This is a genomic window from Alteromonas sp. P256 (assembly GCF_036864455.1).
In the GTDB taxonomy this organism is placed as follows: Bacteria; Pseudomonadota; Gammaproteobacteria; order Enterobacterales; family Alteromonadaceae; genus Alteromonas.
In genome coordinates this window covers 204339-225095 of record NZ_JAZETM010000001.1, presented here as the reverse complement: position 1 = coordinate 225095, position 20757 = coordinate 204339, and the positions used below count along the sequence as shown (strand labels likewise).

The 20757-nt window shown below is 44.7% G+C and carries 18 protein-coding genes and 3 tRNA genes; 12 read left to right on the top strand and 9 right to left on the bottom strand.

Annotated elements, in window-relative coordinates; genetic code table 11:
* Positions 1 to 323 precede the first annotated feature (323 nt).
* The gene (locus tag V7R39_RS00965; RefSeq protein WP_334027281.1) at positions 324 to 2399 is read right to left on the bottom strand and encodes a M13 family metallopeptidase; all 2076 of its coding nucleotides are present in this window, start codon (positions 2397 to 2399) and stop codon (positions 324 to 326) included.
* A 19-nt stretch (positions 2400 to 2418) separates the two neighbouring features.
* Complete coding sequence (locus V7R39_RS00960) at positions 2419 to 3627, bottom strand: GNAT family N-acetyltransferase (RefSeq protein WP_334027278.1); 1209 nt, start codon at positions 3625 to 3627, stop codon at positions 2419 to 2421.
* Positions 3628 to 3817: 190 nt separating this feature from the next.
* Here V7R39_RS00960 and V7R39_RS00955 point away from each other — a divergent pair, with 190 nt between their 5' ends.
* The 9 genes from V7R39_RS00955 (at position 3818) to V7R39_RS00915 (ending at position 11778) form a co-directional block, all read left to right on the top strand.
* Complete coding sequence (locus V7R39_RS00955; protein ID WP_334027276.1) at positions 3818 to 4267, top strand: regulatory protein RecX; 450 nt, start codon at positions 3818 to 3820, stop codon at positions 4265 to 4267.
* Positions 4268 to 4608: 341 nt separating this feature from the next.
* Positions 4609 to 7206, top strand: a complete 2598-nt coding sequence (alaS, locus tag V7R39_RS00950; protein ID WP_334027274.1) for an alanine--tRNA ligase — start codon at positions 4609 to 4611, stop codon at positions 7204 to 7206.
* A 132-nt stretch (positions 7207 to 7338) separates the two neighbouring features.
* Complete coding sequence (gene csrA, locus V7R39_RS00945; RefSeq protein ID WP_032094439.1) at positions 7339 to 7530, top strand: carbon storage regulator CsrA; 192 nt, start codon at positions 7339 to 7341, stop codon at positions 7528 to 7530.
* A gap of 282 nt (positions 7531 to 7812) precedes the next feature.
* Positions 7813 to 7902: transfer RNA gene (locus V7R39_RS00940), tRNA-Ser, on the top strand.
* Positions 7903 to 7941: 39 nt separating this feature from the next.
* Positions 7942 to 8018, top strand: a tRNA-Arg gene (locus V7R39_RS00935).
* Between the two features lie 53 nt (positions 8019 to 8071).
* Positions 8072 to 8148, top strand: a tRNA-Arg gene (locus tag V7R39_RS00930).
* Between the two features lie 285 nt (positions 8149 to 8433).
* Positions 8434 to 8703: an OadG family protein gene (locus V7R39_RS00925; RefSeq protein ID WP_032094440.1), complete on the top strand. Its 270-nt coding sequence runs from the start codon at positions 8434 to 8436 to the stop codon at positions 8701 to 8703.
* 15 nt (positions 8704 to 8718) lie between these two features.
* A complete protein-coding gene (oadA, locus tag V7R39_RS00920; RefSeq protein WP_334027270.1) occupies positions 8719 to 10644 on the top strand; it encodes a sodium-extruding oxaloacetate decarboxylase subunit alpha in 1926 nt (641 codons plus the stop codon).
* A 3-nt stretch (positions 10645 to 10647) separates the two neighbouring features.
* A complete protein-coding gene (locus V7R39_RS00915) occupies positions 10648 to 11778 on the top strand; it encodes a sodium ion-translocating decarboxylase subunit beta (protein ID WP_334027268.1) in 1131 nt (376 codons plus the stop codon).
* Between the two features lie 64 nt (positions 11779 to 11842).
* Here the strand turns inward: V7R39_RS00915 and V7R39_RS00910 are convergent, their stop codons facing one another.
* From V7R39_RS00910 to pspF, 7 genes are all read right to left on the bottom strand, one after another.
* Positions 11843 to 12052 (bottom strand): hypothetical protein, encoded by a 210-nt coding sequence (locus V7R39_RS00910; protein WP_334027266.1) that lies wholly within the window; start codon positions 12050 to 12052, stop codon positions 11843 to 11845.
* Positions 12053 to 12193: 141 nt separating this feature from the next.
* Positions 12194 to 13000, bottom strand: a complete 807-nt coding sequence (locus V7R39_RS00905) for an ATP-binding cassette domain-containing protein (RefSeq protein ID WP_334027264.1) — start codon at positions 12998 to 13000, stop codon at positions 12194 to 12196.
* Entirely contained in the window at positions 12997 to 13992 is a 996-nt protein-coding gene (locus V7R39_RS00900; protein ID WP_334027263.1) for a peptide ABC transporter ATP-binding protein, read from the bottom strand. Before V7R39_RS00900 ends, V7R39_RS00905 begins: the two co-directional genes overlap by 4 nt.
* 1 nt (position 13993) lies before the next feature.
* Positions 13994 to 14887, bottom strand: coding sequence for an ABC transporter permease subunit (locus tag V7R39_RS00895; protein ID WP_334027261.1), 894 nt, complete (start codon positions 14885 to 14887; stop codon positions 13994 to 13996).
* Positions 14874 to 15905, bottom strand: a complete 1032-nt coding sequence (locus V7R39_RS00890) for an ABC transporter permease (RefSeq protein WP_334027259.1) — start codon at positions 15903 to 15905, stop codon at positions 14874 to 14876. The genes V7R39_RS00895 and V7R39_RS00890 overlap by 14 nt, the downstream gene beginning before the upstream one ends.
* Positions 15902 to 17671: an ABC transporter substrate-binding protein gene (locus tag V7R39_RS00885; protein ID WP_334027256.1), complete on the bottom strand. Its 1770-nt coding sequence runs from the start codon at positions 17669 to 17671 to the stop codon at positions 15902 to 15904. The genes V7R39_RS00890 and V7R39_RS00885 overlap by 4 nt, the downstream gene beginning before the upstream one ends.
* 121 nt (positions 17672 to 17792) lie before the next feature.
* A complete protein-coding gene (gene pspF, locus V7R39_RS00880; RefSeq protein WP_334027254.1) occupies positions 17793 to 18962 on the bottom strand; it encodes a phage shock protein operon transcriptional activator in 1170 nt (389 codons plus the stop codon).
* 227 nt (positions 18963 to 19189) lie between these two features.
* Between pspF and pspA the strand changes: the two genes are divergently transcribed.
* From pspA to pspC, 3 genes are all read left to right on the top strand, one after another.
* Positions 19190 to 19873, top strand: coding sequence for a phage shock protein PspA (gene pspA, locus V7R39_RS00875; protein WP_334027252.1), 684 nt, complete (start codon positions 19190 to 19192; stop codon positions 19871 to 19873).
* Between the two features lie 67 nt (positions 19874 to 19940).
* A complete protein-coding gene (gene pspB / locus V7R39_RS00870; RefSeq protein WP_032094451.1) occupies positions 19941 to 20180 on the top strand; it encodes an envelope stress response membrane protein PspB in 240 nt (79 codons plus the stop codon).
* A complete protein-coding gene (gene pspC, locus V7R39_RS00865; RefSeq protein WP_334027249.1) occupies positions 20177 to 20626 on the top strand; it encodes an envelope stress response membrane protein PspC in 450 nt (149 codons plus the stop codon). Before pspB ends, pspC begins: the two co-directional genes overlap by 4 nt.
* Positions 20627 to 20757 lie beyond the last annotated feature (131 nt).

Below are 20757 nucleotides of genomic sequence, written 5' to 3'. Positions count from 1 at the left end.
AACCGGGGGCTTTTTTATGCCCTTACCTAAATACCTTCTCAGTAGCCATCCTCTATTCATTGCAAGTCGCTATTAGGTAGTCGTTAGTAATGGAGCAAAGGTAGAATTAATAAGGTAAAGTTAGATAGGTAAGAGCAGATAGGTAAGAGCAGATAGGCCTTGAGGCCAATAAAAAAGCACCTTACTGACGTAGGGTGCTTATTATGTTTTTTAGAGTGTCGTCGCTTAGTTAAAGAATTGCTACTTCATAGCGAATGCACCGCCAGGAAACAAGCCGGTTATAGTGCTAACCGGCGCTGTCTCAGGTACCCAGCATTGGGTTATTACCAAATACGCACACGCTCATCTGGCGCTAGATATAGCGCGTCACCTGGTTTAACGTCAAACGCTTCATACCATGCATCATGGTTACGAGGTGCTTGTGCACGGAAGCGACCCGGTGCGTGTGTACCGGCACGAAGCTGGTTCAACATGCTTTGTTCAGTTCGCTTTTCTTTCCAAACTTGAGCCCAAGCAAGGAAGAAACGCTGATCGCCTGTAAGACCATCAATAACTGGCGCTTCTTCGCCGTTAAGACTAAGTTTGTAAGCGTGGTAGGCCATTGCAAGACCGCCTACATCACCAATGTTTTCACCTAGACTGTTACGACCGTTTACGAAGTTACCTTCAATGGGCTCGTACTTACTGTATTGAGCTGCAAGGGCATCTGCTTTTTCTTCGAACGCCGCGCGATCTTCGTCTGTCCACCAGTTAGTTTGAATACCCATGGCATCAGACTTCGAGCCTTGGTCATCAAAACCGTGTCCCATTTCATGACCGATAACAGCACCTATTGCACCGTAGTTAACGGCTGCATCTGCATTTGGGTCGAAAAATGGTGGTTGAAGAATGGCAGCAGGGAATACAATTTCGTTGAATGAGCTGTTGTAATAAGCATTTACTCGCTGTGGTGTCATACCCCAGCGCTCACGATCGGTCTTCTTAAGCTCACGCTCTACCGATTCAGCATGGAAGAATTCACGTAAGTTGCGAACGTTACCAATAAGGTCGTTATCACTAATAGTTACGCCGTCAAACGACTGCCACTCATCTGGGTAACCAATTTTAGGACGAAATGCCATTAGCTTCTCTTTGGCATTAACCTTGGTTTCTTCACCCATCCATTCAAGGGTATCTATACGCTCGCTTAATGCAGCACGTAAATTTTCCACTAGCTCTGCCATTTGTGTTTTTGAGCTTTCAGGAAAATACTCATCTACGTAAATCTTGCCAATGGCAAAACCAAGAGACTGAGTACCCGACATTTGACTTAACGCACGCTTCCAACGAGGGCGCGGCTCTTGTTGACCATTAAGCGTACGACCGTAAAAGTCGAAATTGGCCATGTATACATCTTCTGCAAGCAAGCCCGCATTATTAGAAATCGTGTGATATTTCAAATAAGATTTCCAGTCGTTTAGGTCAACCTGGTTTATCAGTTTAATCACATCTTTTACAGGCTGAGGCTGAGTGATGTTGAGCTCTGGTACCTTATAGCCTGACTGTGCGAAATAAACATCCCAATCGAAACCCGGATAGGCATCAGTTAGCTTACTGCGCTCAATTTGGTTAAGGGTCAGGTCACGGTTACGGCGTTTTTCGCGAGGCCACTGAACCTCAGCTAGCTGAGTTTCTAGCGCCATAATATTCGCTGCTTTTGTGCCTGCGTCTTCTACGCCAGCTAATGTAAGCATTTCTTCAATGTGGGCTACATAGGCTTCGCGAATTTTTACAAAGCGCTCACTATCGCTTAGGTAGTAGTCGCGATCGGGAAGGCCAATGCCTCCAACACCAACGCTTAGCTGGTATTCATTCGGGTCAAGACGGTTGTACCACATACCGCCACCAATAGGTGTACTGTAACCGTATAGCCAGCTTTTACCGAAGGCTGCGGTGAGGTCTTTTGTGTTTTCTATACTATCAATGTCGCTTAATACATCATTAATAGGAGATAGGCCTTTTTCATTGATGGTCTCTGTGTCCATAAAGGCAACGTAGAAATCTCTTACTAACTTTTCATCTGCGTTGAGCGTTTCCTTTTCTGTTAGACCATCGATAATGCTTTTTACCTGTTCTTCGCTGCGTTCAGCTAAGCCGGTAAATGCGCCATAGCGCGTTTTATCTGCAGGAAGTTCATAGTTGTCGTACCAAGTGCCACTGGCATACATAAAGAAGTCGTCGCCTGGCTTGACCGCTTCATTTCGAGCAGAAAGATCAACACCAAACGAGCCAAGTTCCGCCTCGGCTTTTGCTTCAGTTGGCTCTGCTTTGGTCATTTGTTCTTTGACTTGCTCTGGTTGAGAGCAACCAGCCAGGCCAAGCGATGCCGCAATCGCTACGGCAAGGAGTTTATATTTCATATGGATTCTCATTTTAGTTTTATGTGTCGTCGTTAGGATGAATGACACTTTTAGTTTTTAAAGTAGGCACAAATTCCTGATTAAAAGGTAAAGCATTCTGTGCCTGATTAAAATAGTGGGCGATATGTTCGTTTTCTTGCTGTAAAAAATTTGCGACAGCATCGTGGAAAGCAGGCTCAAACAGCTGGTGTTTGGACTGACAGTAAATAGGCTCAAACCCTCGCAATATTTTATGTTCGCCTTGGGTGCCTGGATTGAAGTGGGTGAGCTTATTGTTAATCGCAAATTCGATACCTTCGAAATAACAGCATGCAAAGTGCAGACTATCGATATCTTTGAGTGCTCCCCAATAACGTCCATAAAGGCCAGATTCGTCGTGAAAAAATAAAGCGCTAGCCACCGGATTTCCGTGCTCAATTGCTGTAACAATAAGCAGGCGTTCACTCATAGTTGACACAAGCGTTTCAAAAAAGGCGGTATTGAGGTAGCCAAGGTGGCCACTGCGCTTTAAGTAGGTAGATTGATAGCACTTGACGAAGAAGGCGAGTCTTTCTGGGGTAATGTCGCTTCCGCTGTAGTGTGAGAATTGGATGCCGTGTTCAGTCAGTTTTTTTCGGGTTTTGCTTATTGATTTACGCTTTCTCGAGGTGAGGGCATTCAAAAAATCATCAAAATGCGTATAACCATAGTTGTGCCACTGAAATTGTACGCTGTGGCGAGTTAAATAATGATGTTCTTTAGTCAGGAAGTTGTTTTCGCTGTCTGAAACGAATAACCAGTGTAGTGACGAAAGATGCTCTTTGTATTTCAATTGGCACTGCGCGCTTAAGGTATCTGCAATTTGCGCTAATAGAGCAGGGGAGCACGTTAAACCTTCTTTTATTAGTAACCGTTTGCCTGTTACCGGAGTGAAAGGTACGGCAGTTATCCATTTTGGGTAGTAGTCAATGCCGTGTTGATGATACGCATTTGCCCATGCGTGGTCGAATACGTACTCGCCATAGCTGTGTGTTTTAAGGTAGCCAGGTATCGCCATAACAATATGGCCGTCGTGCTCTACCGTTACATGAAACGGGCGCCATCCCGATTCTTCACCACAACACTTTGACGTTTCCAATGCATGCAAAAATTCAAATTGGAGAAATGGGCCTGCATTCTCAGCGAGAGAGTTCCATTGCGCTTTGGAGATACTTGCTATGCTGTCGTGTATTATTACTTGTTCATTCATAATTTCATTTAAAGTATATCAAGCGCTAGTAATGCGACTCTCTTCTTATTAAGGCTAGACTGTCGTCGGTATTACGAAATAAAATACTGTTTCAAACAAGGTCAACGGGACCTAATTAAGCCACATCACCCATGCCGTAATTTTAGTATTTGAATATTTACGGAAAACACTTACAAGTAGGGTCATAAAAATGTCAGAGTTTGACCGAAAGATCATTATCGACGCGATTACCCGCATGCTGGCACGACGAGAGCATAGCTATAGTGAAATAGTGCGAAAACTTGCGCAAAAAGGCATTGAGGATGAGGCATTTTTACCTATTCTAGATGCTTTTCGTGAAGCTGATATTCAAAGCGATGAGCGATTTGCCCAAAGCAGAGCGCGGGCCCTGTATTTAAAGGGCAAGGGCCCAAAAGTTATAAAGCTTGACCTGCAACAATACGGTGTTGATGAAGGGTATGTTCGACAGGCTTTCGAAGAAATTGAAGCGGATTGGTTTGAAAGCGCCAAAACGGCAAAAGTGAAAAAATTTGGCGCATTCTTTGAGACAGACTTCACCTTGCGCCAAAAACAAAAGCGCTTTTTACAATATCGAGGGTTTTACCAAGAGCATATTGATTATGCGGTAAGCAACGAGTGATTATGCGGTAAAGTAGCAAGTGCCTATTGAGCAAAGTAACGATTTACAATGCCTACCATTTTATTTTAGCTGCAGTTTTGGTGATATTTAGTAAAAAATTGCCTTCTACATAGCCCCCATAGGCTTAACAGAAAACCACTATTCGTGCTATTGTTTCGCAAAAATGTGCGAGCATAACGCCACGTGACGCGGATATCACTTTGTTCACTATTTTTACTCGTCTTTTTCACTCTGCTTTTCGCGCGTAATTCTTTGCGATGGAATTGTGAGTGATGTAAGCAATAATTTCGAGTAAGCGCTTCGCACCGTCTCATTAATGTATAAAGGAAGTTAGGTTCTCAATGACAATATCAACTGCTGACTTACGCAACAAGTTCAAAGATTATTTCAAAAGTCATGGCCATCACGCCGTCGCTAGCTCGTCACTGGTACCTGCAGATGATCCAACGCTTCTTTTTACTAACGCAGGCATGAATCAATTTAAAGACACCTTGCTAGGCGCTGATAAGCGCAGTTATTCTCGTGCAGTGTCTTCTCAGCGCTGTGTAAGAGCCGGTGGTAAACACAACGATTTAGAGAACGTAGGTTACACCGCTCGTCACCACACATTCTTTGAAATGTTGGGTAACTTTAGCTTTGGCGATTACTTCAAAAAAGAAGCTATTGAGTTTGCGTGGAATTTTTTAACCAAAGAAGTGGGCCTTCCTGCAGAGAAGCTATTAGTGACGGTTTACTCTGAAGATGATGAAGCCTTTGATATTTGGGAAAATCACATTGGCGTCCCTAAAGAGAAAATCATTCGCATAAGTACCTCTGATAACTTCTGGTCTATGGGTGATACAGGGCCTTGCGGTCCATGTTCTGAAATATTTTATGATCATGGTGCACATATCTGGGGTGGTCCTCCTGGCACGCCAGAGGAAGACGGCGATCGTTTCATTGAAATATGGAACCTAGTATTCATGCAGTACAACAAGCAGGCTGATGGCAGCATGGAGCCACTACCTGCACCCTCTATCGATACTGGCATGGGACTTGAGCGTATTTCTGCCATTTTACAAAACGTGCACAGCAACTACGAAATCGATTTATTTCAAAATCTTATTAAGTCAGCGGCGTCAATTGTCGGTACCGATGATTTAGAGAATAAATCGTTGCGAGTGATTGCTGATCATATTCGTTCTTGTAGCTTCCTAATTTGTGATGGTGTTATGCCGTCTAACGAAGGTCGCGGCTATGTACTTCGTCGTATTATCCGCCGTGCCGTTCGTCATGGTTATAAGCTAGGTGCTGATGATATCTTTTTCTACAAACTGGTAGCCTCATTGGCCACTGAGATGGGCGAAGCGTACCCAGAGCTGGTTGATCAAAAGCCAGTAGTAGAAAAAGTTCTTCGCGTAGAAGAAGAGCAGTTTAGTAAGACACTTGCCCGCGGAATGGCAATGCTTAACGAGACGCTTGAATCATTAGAAGGCGATACCATCCCAGGTGATGTTGTGTTCAAGCTTTACGACACCTATGGATTCCCTGTTGACCTGACCAACGATGTCGCAAGAGAGCACGAGCTTAAAATTGACGAGGAAGGCTTTGAGTCTGCTATGCAGCAGCAGCGAGCAAGAGCGCAACAAGCAAGTAATTTTGGTACCGATTATAATAATAGACTGGTGCTAGAACAGGAAACCAGGTTCACCGGTTACACTGATGTTGACGGTAGTGCAACGGTCGTTGAGCTGATTGCTAACAATGAACTTGTATCCACTTTAGAAGACGGCCAAGAGGGTGTTGTGGTTCTAGATAGCACGCCGTTTTATGCCGAGAGCGGTGGTCAATCTGGTGATAAAGGCATACTAAGCGTAGCCGGTGGTGAATTCCTAGTATCAGACACTCAAAAGATGGGTAAAGCATTTGCTCATAGAGGTGTCGCTAAAGGTACAGTGAAAAAAGGTGATACAGTCACAGCATCTATTGATGTAGCCAACCGAGAAGCAATTAAAAAGAACCACAGTGCAACTCACTTATTACACGCTGCGCTTCGGGAGATATTGGGCGAGCACGTAACGCAAAAGGGCTCACTGGTTGAGGCTCCTCGCTTGCGCTTTGACTTCTCTCACTTTGAAGCCGTGACGTCAGATCAAATTGCGCAAATTGAGCGACGAGTCAATGAACAAATCAGAGAAAACCATGTCTTATCGACAGAGCTAATGGAACTTGAGGACGCTAAAGCGTCAGGCGCGATGGCATTGTTTGGCGAAAAGTACGACGAAAAAGTACGCGTCGTAAAAATGGGCCCGTTTTCTGTTGAGCTTTGCGGCGGTACTCACGTTACGAGAACCGGAGATATCGGCCTGCTTAAAATTACCAGTGAGGCAGGAATTGCATCAGGCGTACGTCGTTTAGAAGCAGTAACAGGCGAAGAAGCTTTAAGCGTAATGCAAAGCCAGCAGGCGACGCTTACATCGCTATCGACAATGTTGAAAACAGACAGCGCAAGTGTGGTGGACAGAGTAGCAACATTACAAAATCATACTAAAGAGCTAGAAAAAGCACTCACTGCGGCCAAACAAAAACTGGCAAGTCAGCAAGGTGCTGATATGCTTAGTAATACCGTAGAGATAAATGGCGTAAAAGTGCTAGTCGCCAACTTAGACGGTGTAGAAGCTAAATCATTGCGTTCAATGATGGACGACATAAAGAACCGAATCGGCGAAGGCATCGTAGTATTAGGTGTGGCAAATGATTCAAAAGTTAACCTTATTGTTGGCGTTACCAAAACCCTTACCAGTCAGGTAAAAGCCGGCGAGTTGGTGAATTTCATCGCCTCGCAAGTTGGCGGTAAAGGTGGCGGTAGACCTGACATGGCTCAGGCAGGTGGCGACAAACCTGAAAATCTCAATCATGCGTTAGATTCGGTTAACGCTTGGTTACAAGATAAGCTATAATGATAGGTGCATATAACAGTGAGTTTTTGAAGTGACACAGAAACAAGGAATCACTGTGCTTCCGCTGGGTCGTGCCGGCGAGTTAGCAAACTATAATGGAAACGTTCAATATAAAGGAACAGGAGCAAGCGAATGCTTATTTTGACTCGTCGAGTTGGTGAAACGCTTATGGTTGGTGACGATGTTACTGTTACTGTGTTAGGCGTCAAAGGGAATCAGGTACGAATAGGTGTTAATGCACCAAAAGAAGTTTCTGTGCACCGTGAAGAAATATACATGCGTATTCAAGCAGAAAAAGGCGGACAGCCGGATTCTGCAGAATAAACGCTAATAGAGCTTCATTGGGAAAGGTCGGCGCACGCCGGCCTTTTTTGTTTTTGGTTATAAAAAATCTGACAATACCCATTATCTATGCGAACTGGTATTAGCCCAAAATTTGCCGGCAATGAATGATTGACGAAGTAGCAGTAGGCGAGGGTCGTGTGATTGGTATACAATTAACGTGTTTTTTAAACGAATCGTTTAAAATGACAGCGGACGAACACTTTCTTCCTAAAAAAGGTTTGACTCAGGCCAATGAATCCGTAAAATGCATCCCGCACTCAAGGAGAGGTGGGTGAGTGGCTGAAACCAGTTCCCTGCTAAGGAACCGTACGTTAATTCGTACCGAGGGTTCGAATCCCTCCCTCTCCGCCATTATTCGTTGATAGTGGCGGTCGACAAAAAGTTTATTGCGCGTGTGTAGCTCAGCTGGATAGAGTACCTGGCTACGAACCAGGCGGTCGGAGGTTCGAATCCTTCCACACGCGCCACTTATTTTGAAGCGTCACCTTTTGATATAAAAGTCGAAAGTAAAATAGTTTACGCGTGTGTAGCTCAGCTGGATAGAGTACCTGGCTACGAACCAGGCGGTCGGAGGTTCGAATCCTTCCACACGCGCCATATAAGAAAACCCACCTCATTGAGGTGGGTTTTTTTATGCCTGCCTTAAAGTGCCTCATGCTCCACTACTTCTCATAATATGCTCAATGCACTTTTTATATATTCTCTTTTTAATTATTTCTTTTTTAAAGATTCCTTTTTAAAGATTGTGCACCTCTGCACTTGCTAAAAGCATGTTCAAATATCGACAGTTTTCATCTTTATGGCATTTATCACATTGCGTTGTTGAGTTTTTATAAACCCCATGATAGTTATTTATGTTAGATTTTATTAAAGCGAGTTCACATGGACACCGATTCAGTCACTAGCCTGCTAATGGAAGCGGCTTCACTTATGCTAATAGGTATGCTGTTTGTATTTTCCTTTCTTGGTTTACTTATCCTAGGGATCCATCTTATTGCGCGCTTTTGTAAAGCATTCCCCGGTGAGGTTGACTCAGAGTCAGTTTCTACCAGTAGACCCAAGCATTCAGCGCAGCCAGGTATAGATGGCAATATCATCGCTGCCATCTCCGCTGCTGTTCATACTCACCGTCAATCTAACAAAAATATATAGCCTCAAGGAACTACCATGACAAAGCCACTTGCGCTTACCGAGCTTGTTTTACGTGATGCACATCAATCTTTGCTCGCCACTCGGATGCGAATTGAAGATATGCTGCCTATTGCTGAAAAATTAGATAGCGCAGGGTTTTGGTCTGTAGAGTCTTGGGGAGGCGCAACCTTTGACGCCTGCATCCGTTACTTAGGAGAAGATCCCTGGGAGCGTATAAGAAAACTGAAAAAGGCGATGCCAAATACGCGGCAACAAATGTTGTTACGCGGGCAGAATTTACTCGGCTATCGTCACTACGCCGACGATGTAGTGACGCGGTTTGTCGAGCGGGCTCACGAAAGCGGTGTGGACGTATTTAGAATATTCGATGCGATGAATGATATTCGCAATTTAGAAACAGCCATTAAAGCTACTATTGATAGCGGAGCCCACGCGCAGGGGACTATTTCATATACGGTGAGCCCTGTCCACGGGCTAGAAACGTGGTTAGAGATGGCCAAGCAGTTAGAAGATCTTGGCGTCCACTCTATTTGCATTAAGGACATGGCAGGACTGCTTAAACCGTACGAGTGCGAGGCATTGATCTCAGGGCTTAAAGAGACAGTGAATATTCCTATTGCAATGCAGTGTCATGCAACAACAGGGTTAAGCACGGCCACATATCAAAAGGCTGTTGATGCAGGTATCGATATGCTAGATACCGCCATTTCTTCTATGAGCATGACATATGGTCATACGGCCACTGAGACGATGGTATCCATTGTTGAGGGTACTCAGCGAGATACGGGCATATCACTGCCACATTTAGAAGAGATCGCCAGTTACTTTCGAGAGGTCAGAAAAAAATACAGTCAGTTTGAAGGCAGCTTGAAAGGTGTAGATGCGCGCATCCTTCTTGCTCAAGTGCCAGGTGGAATGCTTACCAACATGGAAAGCCAGCTAAAAGAGCAGGGTGCAGAAGACAAATTTGAAGAAGTATTAAAAGAAATTCCGCGGGTTCGTGAAGACCTCGGTTACATACCATTAGTAACACCTACGTCTCAAATAGTGGGCACACAGTCTGTATTAAACGTACTCACGGGAGAGCGTTACAAAAGCATTACTAAAGAAACCGCCGGCGTTTTAAAAGGTGAATATGGTGCAACTGCAGCGCCGGTGAACAGCGAGTTGCAAGCGAGGGTGTTAGACGGAGCAGAGCCAATAACATGTCGTCCTGCTGATAACATTTCACCTGAACTTACTAAACTTGAAAAAGAATTAGATGAACTCGCGGACAAAAAGAACATTGCTTTGTGTGAAAGCAAAATTGATGACGTGTTGACCTATGCACTCTTTCCTCAAATTGGTCTTAAGTTTCTTACCAATCGAGGGAACCCTGATGCATTTGAGGCTGCGCCGAAGCTCGATGAGAGTTCAAAGGACAATACCAAGGACAATACCAAGGACAATACCAAGAACTCATCGTCTACTAAGGACGCTGCCCAAGAGGGCCATACCCAGCAGGTGACGTCTTCTCAAGCTAATACACAGGCAAATGCGGCCGTGTATGACGTCAACGTTGATGGAAAGCTTTATCACGTAGAAGTAGCTCCATCAGGCGCATTAAGCCAAGTCTCTGAGGTAAAGGGCAACTCGGAGGTCAAAAGCAATACTGCGGCTAGTGCTGCACCGCCTGCCAATCAAGTTCAAGCGTCGAATCAAGCTGCTTCAGCATCTCAAGCAAGCGCTGCACAGGTTATTGATGCCCCATTGGCCGGAAACGTATTCAAGGTTTTGGTGCGCAATGGCGATAGCGTCGCCGAAGGAGATGTGGTTATTATCTTGGAAGCCATGAAAATGGAAACAGAAATTCGCTCGCCCTACACAGGCACAGTTAGCGACATTCTTGTTAGTGATGGCGACGCTGTTAGCAGTGGACAGTCACTGATTTCGTTGGGGTAATACATGGATAAGTTACTACTGCTTTGGGATAGTACCGCACTTGCCCATTTTGAGGCTGGCCAACTTGTTATGATGTTGGTGGGCTTTGGGTTGCTCTATTTAGCCATCGTTAAGAAATTTGAGCCTCTTTTGCTGTTACCCATAGGATTTGGCGCGCTTCTCACCAATATTCCCATAGCGGGCTTTTCCGAAGCGGGAGGATTGCTCCACTATATTTATAAAATCGGTATCGACACCGGTGTGTTCCCACTCCTTATTTTCATGGGGGTTGGAGCTATGACCGATTTTAGTGCGCTTATCGCCAATCCAAGAATGCTATTACTAGGCGCGGCAGCTCAGTTTGGCATTTTCGCTACGCTCTTTGGTGCCATCGCTTTAAATTTGCTGCCCGGTTTTGAGTTTACCTTAAAAGACGCCAGTGCTATCGCCATTATAGGTGGGGCCGATGGGCCTACCGCAATATTCCTTGCTTCTCGTTTAGCGCCAGACTTACTAGGTGCCATCGCCGTTGCGGCCTATTCGTACATGGCATTAGTGCCCATTATTCAGCCTCCTATTATGAAGGCGCTTACTACCAAAGCTGAGCGAGAAATTAAGATGGGGCAATTACGCTCTGTTTCTAAACGGGAAAAAATAATTTTTCCTCTGGCGGTGTTATTCCTAACAATTTTATTTTTGCCTGCGGCAACCCCTCTTGTAGGCATGTTCTGTTTCGGTAACTTAATGAAAGAGTGCGGTGTTGTAGACCGGCTAAGCAATACAGCGCAAAACGAACTTATTAATACAGTGACAATCTTTCTTGGTCTTGCTGTTGGCTCAAAGTTATCGGCAGAAGCGTTTCTCACGGTAGAAACCCTTGGCATTCTAGGACTAGGGGCTATCGCTTTTGCTATTGGTACGGCAACTGGTGTGCTCATGGCAAGACTAATGAGTCGGCTAAGTGGCAATGCAATTAACCCGTTGATTGGAGCCGCTGGTGTATCTGCTGTACCAATGGCCGCGCGAGTCGTCAATAAGGTGGGTTTAGAAGCCAATCCTCATAATTTTTTACTTATGCACGCTATGGGGCCTAATGTGGCCGGTGTGTTGGGCTCAGCAGTGGCCGCAGGTATTTTGCTTGCCTTGGTAGGGTAGCAGTGATTAGCGCGGTAGAGATCATCCCTACCGCGCTTTTACCAGCAGAGTCAGGCTATCTAATTTACAAAATGAATCCAGATGATGTGTGTACTGCAGCGGCCGCTGTTGCTGCACCCAGTAACGTAACCACGCCAGCACCGGCTAAAAATGTACCTAACTTCTTAGCAAACGATCTATTTTTTGACTGCGCTGGCAGCTTTTGCGATAAAAACGAAGTAACAATAAAAATTGCACCAGCAATAACTGCATAACTCACGTAGGTCATCAACATAACATTTTCCCATTATTTAAATGTGTAATGCTTTTTTCGTTCGACGCAGGATAAACGTTCATTTTTATGAGTTACATTATGTTAACAAATCGAAGGTTGTGGTCGTTTTTTAATGTTGCCGTTAGCTATCGTTATTACTGTTTAGCGAATGGTTTGCTGGGGCACAAGAGAGTGGTAGGCAGTCACGAGCTTTTTAGTTCGAGTGTGTTGGGGCCAACGAAATATAGTTTCTGTTTTGCCTTCTTCAACAATTTGACCGCGCTCCATTACAATCACTTTATCTGCAATATGGCGCACAATACCTAAATTGTGACTAATAAAGATAAACGCCAAACCAAGCTCTTGTTGTAACTCTAAAATGAGATTGACAGTTTGCGAGCGAATAGAGGGGTCAAGAGCGGCAAAAGGCTCATCTGCTACCAGTACTTTAGGTTTGAGCATGATTGCGCGAGCAAGAGCAATACGCTGCTGCTGACCGTCTGAGAGCATATTCCGATAAAAGTAGAAGTGCTCCCTTAACAACCCAACTTTTACTAGGGTATCTTCAATGATTTTCTTACGCTCGTTAGATTCCAGCGAGGAATTCAATCGCAAAGGCTCATCGAGTATACGGCCCACGGGAACCGAGGGGTTCATGGTTTCGTTGCTGTGTTGCAATATCATCCGAATGTCATGCGTTCGCTTTCGCTGACCGTCTTTCGATTTATATTTGGCTAAATATTTGTGCTCATTAATTTCAATTTCGCCCTCGTCAGCACGAACGGCGCCCACAAGTAGCTTGGCTAACAGTGATTTACCAGAGCGATTTTCGCCAATAATGGCAACGGTTTCTCCACGTTTTACCGTTAGGTCAATGGGGCCTAGCTCAAAAACTTCAGGCCGTTTTAGCCACCGCTTATTTTCATTATGTAGAAACCTAAGTTGCTTTACCTGCATAACGTCGTTCATAGTTTCTCCATATGCAAAGGGTAATGGCAACTGTAGCTGTGATCGTGGATGCGCCTTACAGCTGGTGTTTGTACGCAAGCACGTTGTGCTCGGGGGCATCGTGGACCTAATCGGCAGCCAATAGGTAAATGCTGCAAGGTGGGTATTGACCCAGCAATGGTGGGCAAATGAGACTTAGGCGGTAAATCCTTTCTAAAGCTTGGGGCACTATCAAGCAGAGCCTTGGTATAAGGATGTAGCGGGCGCTTTTTAATATGCTTCATTTTACCTGATTCCACCGTTTGCCCTGCATATAGCACCGTCATGGTATGCGACATGCTAGCGATGGCAAGAAGGTCGTGACTCACAAATAAAATAGACAGAGAGCGGGTTTGATTTAAGCGAGTGAACAACTTCAGAATTTGTGTCTTTGTCGTTGGCTCCATGCCACGTGTAGGATCATCAGCAATGAGTAGCTTTGGTTGTGAAACCAGCGCCATGGCAATCATAAATTTTTGACCAATATCGCTTGGAATTTGGTGGGGATAGGCGCTTAAATAGTGCTTGTGATGTCTTATTCCCACTTTATGCACCGTGCTGATAGCAATCTTTCTGCGTTGTTGAGCGCGTTGCCAAAACCATCGTCCCTGAATAAACTCACTGGGAATACTTTCTTCTAGCTGTTCACCAAGCGTTGCAGAGGGGTCTAAACTGGTTTGCGGGTTTTGAAACACCACCGCAATTTCCCGTCGCATCACCTCACGACGTTGTTGCGAAGACATACCAAGTAAATTTTCTCCGTTCCAGCTCATTCTGTCTGCTGTAACCGACCACTCTGAGGGAAGGGCACCACATATTGCAGATACGATTAAACTCTTGCCTGAGCCAGACTCACCCACTAATGCGCGAATTTCTCCAGTGCTCACCGTTAGATTAACTTTATCTAGAGCTTTAATGGTGCCCTCACTACTATGCATTTCTAGCGTCAGGTTTTTTATATCTAACATTGGCATTTTAGTGATTTACCCTTTTTCTCAAGGCTGAGCGAAGACCGTCACCAACCACATTGATTGAAAGTACTAAAAAGAATATTGCCATGCCGGGAATCGCGACGTTCCATGGGGCTAAATAGGTCACATCCAGTCCATCTGATAGTATTGCCCCGAGTTCCGGCAGGGGGGATTGTGCACCGAGGTTTAAAAATCCCAGTGCCGAAATATCAATAACGGCAATAGAAAGTGCTATCGTTCCTTGCACTACCAGCATTTCAGTCATGTTGGGTAAAATAGAATAGGTAAATAACTGCCACTTGTTCGCACCGTCTAGCTTCGACGCTACAATGTAATCTTTTTTCATTTCAGTACGCACGAGGCTTCGGGTGTGGTGCACAAATTGAGGTATGAGCGCGAGAGTAATTGCCCACATGCTGTTCACAAGTCCAGTACCAAAAATAGCGATAATAATAATAGCGATAAGTAACGTGGGTATTGCCATTAGCGCGTCTGGAAGGTGGTTGGCAATACTTGAACGAACGCCGCGAAGCATGCCCGCAAAAGCACCTAAGCTTACGCCAACCAACATGGCTAATACTACGGTAATAAATGCAGAGCCTAGAGTTACCCGACACCCGTAGATAACGCGCGTAAAGAGATCTCTTCCTAAGGAGTCGGTGCCGAATAAATGGGAAACTGAACCATTACCCGTCCAACTTGGTGGTACTAACAGGCCATCGATATTTTGTTCATTAACCCCATAAGGGGTTAATAACGGAGCAAACAAAGCAAATACAACAAACACGCAAAGCAGCACTGCACCTGCCATTGCAATGTGACTCTCTTTGAACGCGCGCCATGTGCGCTGCCACGGCGATGGGTGAAATTCTTCTTCGTACAAACTATATTGTGGCATGCTCGTACTTCTCTCTGCTAGGATCGATGAGTCGATTAAACATATCAACCGTAATGGTGAGGGTGATAACTAGCGTCGATACAGCCAGCATGCCTACTCGTAGCGCAGGATAGTCCCGCTGATAAATAGCCTGAATTAACCAATTGCCAATACCTGGCCACGAAAATAGTGTCTCTACGATCATTGTGTTGGTTATCAGGGTCGTAATCTGAATGGCCATCAGTGGCAATATGGGTAGTAATGCGTTTCTTAAAATGTGTCGAAAGAAAATCTGCCAACCCGACAATCCTCGAGAAACTGCTGCGGCAATGTAAGGTTGATTCCTAGCATCGATAACAGAACGCCTAGTTATCCGCACCATGGAAGCGGTTGAAACTGCGCCAATAGCAATGGTGGGAAGGGTTAAATGGGACAGGGCATCTTTAAACGCCAGGCTTTTGTTTTGCATGTCAGAAAGCAAAATGTCCAGCAGTATGAAGCCGCTTACTGGCTCTACATCGAATAACAAACTTATTCGGCCAGAAAGAGGCGCTTTGTCTAGTTGCAGACTGAACACAAGAATTAGCAATAGCGCTAGCCAAAATACAGGAAAAGAATAAGTGGTGATGCTGCTTGTATTAATAAGATAGTCAGAGGTGGAGTAGCAGCGCATTCCAGCGTAGTACCCCAGAGGAATACCAATAAAAAGGGCAATCATGATTGAGTAAGTAGCAAGCTCAATGGTCGCAGGCATTGCTATGCCAATTTCATCTCTTAAGGCAATCCCCGAGGTAAAGCTGTATCCCCAATTTCCCGTAAAGAGGTTAGTGAGGTAATAAAAAAACTGGATGAAATAAGACTGGTCAAGTCGGAATTGGCGTTCTAAAGCCAGACGCTGAGCGTCATTGGCTGGCACAATGCCAGTGAGGTTTTCTAGCACATCACCGGGAAATAAATAGGCCAGTGAGAACGACATAACGGCTAACACTAAAAGCGTTAGGACAAAAAGAATGCTGTAGCGTGCTAAAATCCGAATCACAGTACTTTTTCAACTCCACCAAAACGGACACCGCCAAAGGGGTTAATGGTCATTCCCTTAACTTCATTTCTGTAGGCTTGATAGCGATAGGCATGGGCAATTGGCACCAGCGGGAGTCGCTCATACATTAGCCTGTTAACTTGATGATAAATAGCCCGTCGTTTATCAAGGTCTTCTGTTTTCAATGCCTCGTTTATTAGCCTATCATAATCCTCATTGCACCACATCGCCCTGTTGGTGCCTGAGGGAATCGCGCCGCAGCTAAGCAGAGGGCGATAAAAGTTATCGGGGTCGCCGTTATCTGCAGACCAACCTATCAATACCGAGTCGTGTAAACCTTCTTGCAGGTGACGTCTAAACGTCTTCCAGTCATACGTGACGATGTTGGCTTCAACACCCACCTCTCGCAGGTATCGCTGAATAAGTTCTGCCATCTTTATTGCATTGGGATTGTAGGCACGTTCAACAGGCATAGCCCAAATTGTCATTGAAAAGCCTGGCTCAATACCCGCTTCTGCAAGCAAGCTTCGGGCTAGCACGGGGTTATATGCCGTATCGTCTGCATCATTTTGATAAGCCCAGCTGGCGGCAGGTAACAGGCTCTTCGCACGAGATGCACTGTCAAAATACACCGCCTCCAACAACGTATTTTTATCGATAGCGAAGGCGAGTGCCCGTCTTACGTTTGGGTTATCAAAAGGAGGCCGCTGTGTGTTGAAGGCCCAAAACCCAATATTCAGTCCTGGTTTTTCTGCTAACGTGAGATCTTCTCTATTCCTGATTACTTCAAGCTCTGTTTGTGCAGGAAATGCAGTGGCGTCGCACTCTCCCGTCATCAGTTTTGCCAGGCGAAGTGAACTACGGGGAGTAATATCAAAAATAAGTTGTTTTACACTAGCGCTTGAGGCTTTTTCATCGGTTGTTAGATTAGGAAACTCTTCATTTACAACATTCTTTTTAATAGAGAGATCTCGGTCGCTCGCCAAAAGGCCGTCATTGTCATCACTATTTTCTTCAGGAGCTTCTTCTTCAGGTGCATTTCCTTCAAGAGCACGCCAGTAGTCCTCATGGTGCAGGTATTTAATGTAGCTATCTTTGCGAAAGCTATCAAACCGGTAGGGTCCGGTTCCAACCGGAAGCTGGTCGATTTGGCTAGGGTTACCTTGCTCGAAAAGTTGTGCCGCATATTCTTCGGATAATATGACGGCAAAGTCAGTGGCTAAATTGGCTAGAAATGAACTGTCTCGACGCTTAAGAGTAATTTCAACGCGATAGCCATTCACTCGCGTTACGTCAGCAATGTTGTCTGCTAAACCTAAGCTTTCAAAATAGGGATAGCTGCCGCTTGATACATTGTGAAATGGATGAGACTCAAGTCTCCAACGATCGATACTGAATATGACATCGCTGGCATTAAAAGTACGGGTTGGCGTAAAAAAATCAGTGGTGTGGAACTCAACGTCTCTTCGAAGTTGAAACGCATAGGTTAAACCGTCTTCTGAGACCAACCAACTGCTTGCCAGACTTGGCACTATGCGTCCAGAGTCTGGGTCGAAGTCAAGTAATCGGTCGTAAAGTTGATGGGAAGTGGCGTCTGAGGTTGTACTTGAGGTATCAAGCTGGGGGTTGAAAGTAACAGGATTACTCTCAGAACAATACACTACGCCAGTATTGTAAAAAGGCTGTTTATTTTGCTTTGCACAGGACACCACAAGTAGCGCTGTGCCAGCGCAAACCGCAACGCGCTTGATAACACTGCTCATCATTTTTGTTGCCTCAATTTTCACGCCCCAGTCTCTGCGATTCAGTGTTTACGATTCGAGGTTTGCGCATATAGCTTCATGTATTATTCCAATAGCGTTATGCCGCTAACCTATGTCTAAGGGCCTACGCTTCCAAGTCTTGCGCAGATGAATCTAACAGGTTGTACTTCTTCAAGTAACCCCTTAGCTGATGATACGTTAGGCTGAGTTTTTCTGCTGTCTTTTTCTGATTAAACTGACTATCTGATAACGCCTGCTTGATGATATCAATCTCAAAGCGCTGCGAACGCTCTTTTAAGTCAATAGGGTAGTCAACTGCAATAGAATCTACCTTTGGTGAAAGCTGTTGAAAAGACTGCTCATCTGCAGAATTGCCTGTATTTTGCGGCGGTGTTTCTGAGTTTGCAGTGTCATTTGCTGCATTATTTACTGTGTTATTCGCTGCGTTGTGCGTTGAGGCTTTATTCAGCGTCGAGACTCTATCCTGCGTTCGCATTCTATTTTTTGGCCTAAACGCCGATTCAAAGGGGTCGAGTACAATTTCATGCACTGGCAGGTGAGGGTTATTCGTTCTGTATACAGCGCGTTCAACCACATTTTTAAGTTCACGAATATTGCCAGGCCATTCATATTCAAGCAGCGTGCGCTTGGCTTTTTCGGTGAATCCGCTGAAAAGCTCCATTTCCAGCTCGCGAGCCATATTGATTGCGAAGTTTTCAGCTAGCATCATAATGTCTTCTCTTCTTTCGCGAAGAGGGGGAATAGTAATAACATCAAAGGCAAGGCGGTCGAGCAAGTCTGCTCTGAATTCGCCAGCGTCAGCAAGGGCTGGGAGATCTTCATTTGTTGCTGCAATAAGGCGTACATCAGTTTTAACTGACTTACTGCCACCTACACGTTCAAATTCGCCATATTCAACTACCCGAAGCAATTTCTCCTGAATAAGCCCTGATGTGTTTGCAAGTTCATCAAGAAAAAGCGTACCGTTATGAGCCACTTCGAAGCGGCCTTCGCGACGCTTAGCCGCTCCGGTAAATGCGCCCGCTTCATAACCAAAAAGCTCACTTTCTAAAAGGCTTTCATTCAAAGCAGCGCAATTGAGCTTGACGTAATTCTGGTCCCAGCGCTTCGATAAAAAATGCAAGCGAGCAGCAATTAGCTCTTTACCCGTGCCGCGTTCACCGATAACTAGCACGGGTTTGTCTAAAGGGGCTATTTGCGAAATTTGCTCTAAAACTTCTAAAAAGCTATTTGCTTGGCCTAGCAAATTATCTTGTTGGCGATATCGACTCATTAAATCTCTCAATAGTTAGTCATTTCGACTAATAAATAGTGTAGAACAAAAAATAATGATAAACGAGCATTATTTAAATTTAAAAAAAGGCTTTGTATTTAGGTGCTTACGAGTTTGAGCAGATTGGCAAGCATATTGAATACTCTTCTATACAGATTTATTCAATATGTCAGTCATAGTTTCACAAGAATACATGACGACCAGATTTTCATTAAGAGGTAATTATTATGGGTATCTTCTCGCGTTTTACAGACATTGTGAACTCAAACATAAACTCATTATTAGATAAGGCGGAAGATCCTGAAAAGATGGTTCGTCTCATCATTCAGGAAATGGAAGATACATTAGTAGAGGTGCGCTCCGCATCAGCGAAGACCCTTGCCAATAAAAAAGACATTGTCAGTCAAATAGCAAAATACGAAAGTGACGCAGCCGACTGGCAGTCAAAAGCAGAGCTTGCACTGAGTAAGGATAGGGAAGACCTCGCAAGAGCGGCACTGCAAGAAAAGAAAAAGTCTGCAGAAGCAGCAGAGACATTAAGCAAAGAATTGGCTATTGTTGATGCTCAGATCAGTAAATTACAGGATGAGATTGGGCAGCTACAAGAAAAGCTTGCTGACGCCAAAAGCCGTCAAAAGACCATCATTATGCGTCAGAAAACAGCGAGCTCTCGTCTTGAAGTTAAGAAAACCTTGGACAGCACCAAAGTGGACAGTGCAATGGGGCGGTTTGAGCAATACGAGCGTAAAATTGATGACCTAGAGTCGCAGGTTGAATCTTATGACTTAGGTCAGAAGTCGCTGCAGGATGAGTTTGCAGAATTAGAAGCGGGTGACAAAGTAGACGACGAATTAGCAGCGTTGAAAGCAAAAATGCAAAACGCCAAGAAAGATACTGAAAAGTCTGAATAATAAAAAATAACGAGCTGCTCTGACTTTATGCGGAGCAGACTGATCAGAGTTTGTAGGAGAATTCGAGATGGAAGAAGGCATGATCGCAATTATTGTAATGCCACTAGTGGTTTTCACAATTTTTGTCGCACCCATATGGTTAATTTTGCACTATCGCAGTAAGAAACAAGTGAATCAGGGATTAAGTGCTGAAGAGTACGCGGCGTTGAGCACGTTAGCCGATAAAGCGGAAAAGATGAGCGAGCGTATTGAGACACTAGAAGCGATTCTTGATAGCGAGGCTCCTGAGTGGAGGAATAGAGCATGAGAAACGGTAAGCAGCTCTACCGCAACCCGGAAAAGGCAAAAATAGCCGGTGTTTGTTCAGGTGTTGCGGAGTACTTCGGCTTAGAGACATGGTTGGTGAGAATTTTAGTTGTCACGGGTTTCTTCCTCCTTGCTGGACCTTTTATCTTTGTCGCTTATGTTGCCGCATGGTTTATTTTAGACAAAAAGCCAAAGCATTTGGATAGCGCACAGCCTACGCCTCAAGCTTTTTCGCGGGGTAAAGGTTGGACAAACCCAAACCGTGGGCAGGTTAAAGAAACGAAGGTCGAGGTGAAAACTAAGGTGTGGCAGGCTGGCGAACCACCAAAACAAGCGTTTCACGATATTAGAAATCGATTTGAAAAAACAGAAAATCGATTACGTAAAATGGAAACCTACGTAACGTCGAAAGAGTATCAGTTAAACAAAGAAATTAGTCGACTGTAACTATTAACTGCACATTGAATGAAAACCATCCTTAGGGGTGGTTTTTTATTTTATATCATGTGGTTAGCCTTTGATGTAAAAACATTGTTACAGTGGTCTGAGTGGCTCAATATGGTCAAATGCTTCTCGCA

Excerpts from the sequence above, each read along its gene's own strand:
- V7R39_RS00925 (WP_032094440.1), top strand. The coding sequence starts at position 8,434 with ATGGACACCGATTCAGTCACTAGCCTGCTAATGGAAGCGGCTTCACTT.
- V7R39_RS00915 (WP_334027268.1), top strand. The coding sequence starts at position 10,648 with ATGGATAAGTTACTACTGCTTTGGGATAGTACCGCACTTGCCCATTTT.
- pspF (WP_334027254.1), bottom strand. The coding sequence starts at position 18,962 with ATGAGTCGATATCGCCAACAAGATAATTTGCTAGGCCAAGCAAATAGC.
- V7R39_RS00905 (WP_334027264.1), bottom strand. The coding sequence starts at position 13,000 with ATGAACGACGTTATGCAGGTAAAGCAACTTAGGTTTCTACATAATGAA.
- V7R39_RS00965 (WP_334027281.1), bottom strand. The coding sequence starts at position 2,399 with ATGAAATATAAACTCCTTGCCGTAGCGATTGCGGCATCGCTTGGCCTG.
- V7R39_RS00955 (WP_334027276.1), top strand. The coding sequence starts at position 3,818 with ATGTCAGAGTTTGACCGAAAGATCATTATCGACGCGATTACCCGCATG.
- V7R39_RS00910 (WP_334027266.1), bottom strand. The coding sequence starts at position 12,052 with ATGTTGATGACCTACGTGAGTTATGCAGTTATTGCTGGTGCAATTTTT.
- pspB (WP_032094451.1), top strand. The coding sequence starts at position 19,941 with ATGGAAGAAGGCATGATCGCAATTATTGTAATGCCACTAGTGGTTTTC.
- csrA (WP_032094439.1), top strand. The coding sequence starts at position 7,339 with ATGCTTATTTTGACTCGTCGAGTTGGTGAAACGCTTATGGTTGGTGAC.
- V7R39_RS00885 (WP_334027256.1), bottom strand. The coding sequence starts at position 17,671 with ATGATGAGCAGTGTTATCAAGCGCGTTGCGGTTTGCGCTGGCACAGCG.
- V7R39_RS00960 (WP_334027278.1), bottom strand. The coding sequence starts at position 3,627 with ATGAATGAACAAGTAATAATACACGACAGCATAGCAAGTATCTCCAAA.
- V7R39_RS00895 (WP_334027261.1), bottom strand. The coding sequence starts at position 14,887 with ATGCCACAATATAGTTTGTACGAAGAAGAATTTCACCCATCGCCGTGG.
- oadA (WP_334027270.1), top strand. The coding sequence starts at position 8,719 with ATGACAAAGCCACTTGCGCTTACCGAGCTTGTTTTACGTGATGCACAT.
- pspA (WP_334027252.1), top strand. The coding sequence starts at position 19,190 with ATGGGTATCTTCTCGCGTTTTACAGACATTGTGAACTCAAACATAAAC.
- pspC (WP_334027249.1), top strand. The coding sequence starts at position 20,177 with ATGAGAAACGGTAAGCAGCTCTACCGCAACCCGGAAAAGGCAAAAATA.
- V7R39_RS00900 (WP_334027263.1), bottom strand. The coding sequence starts at position 13,992 with ATGCCAATGTTAGATATAAAAAACCTGACGCTAGAAATGCATAGTAGT.
- alaS (WP_334027274.1), top strand. The coding sequence starts at position 4,609 with ATGACAATATCAACTGCTGACTTACGCAACAAGTTCAAAGATTATTTC.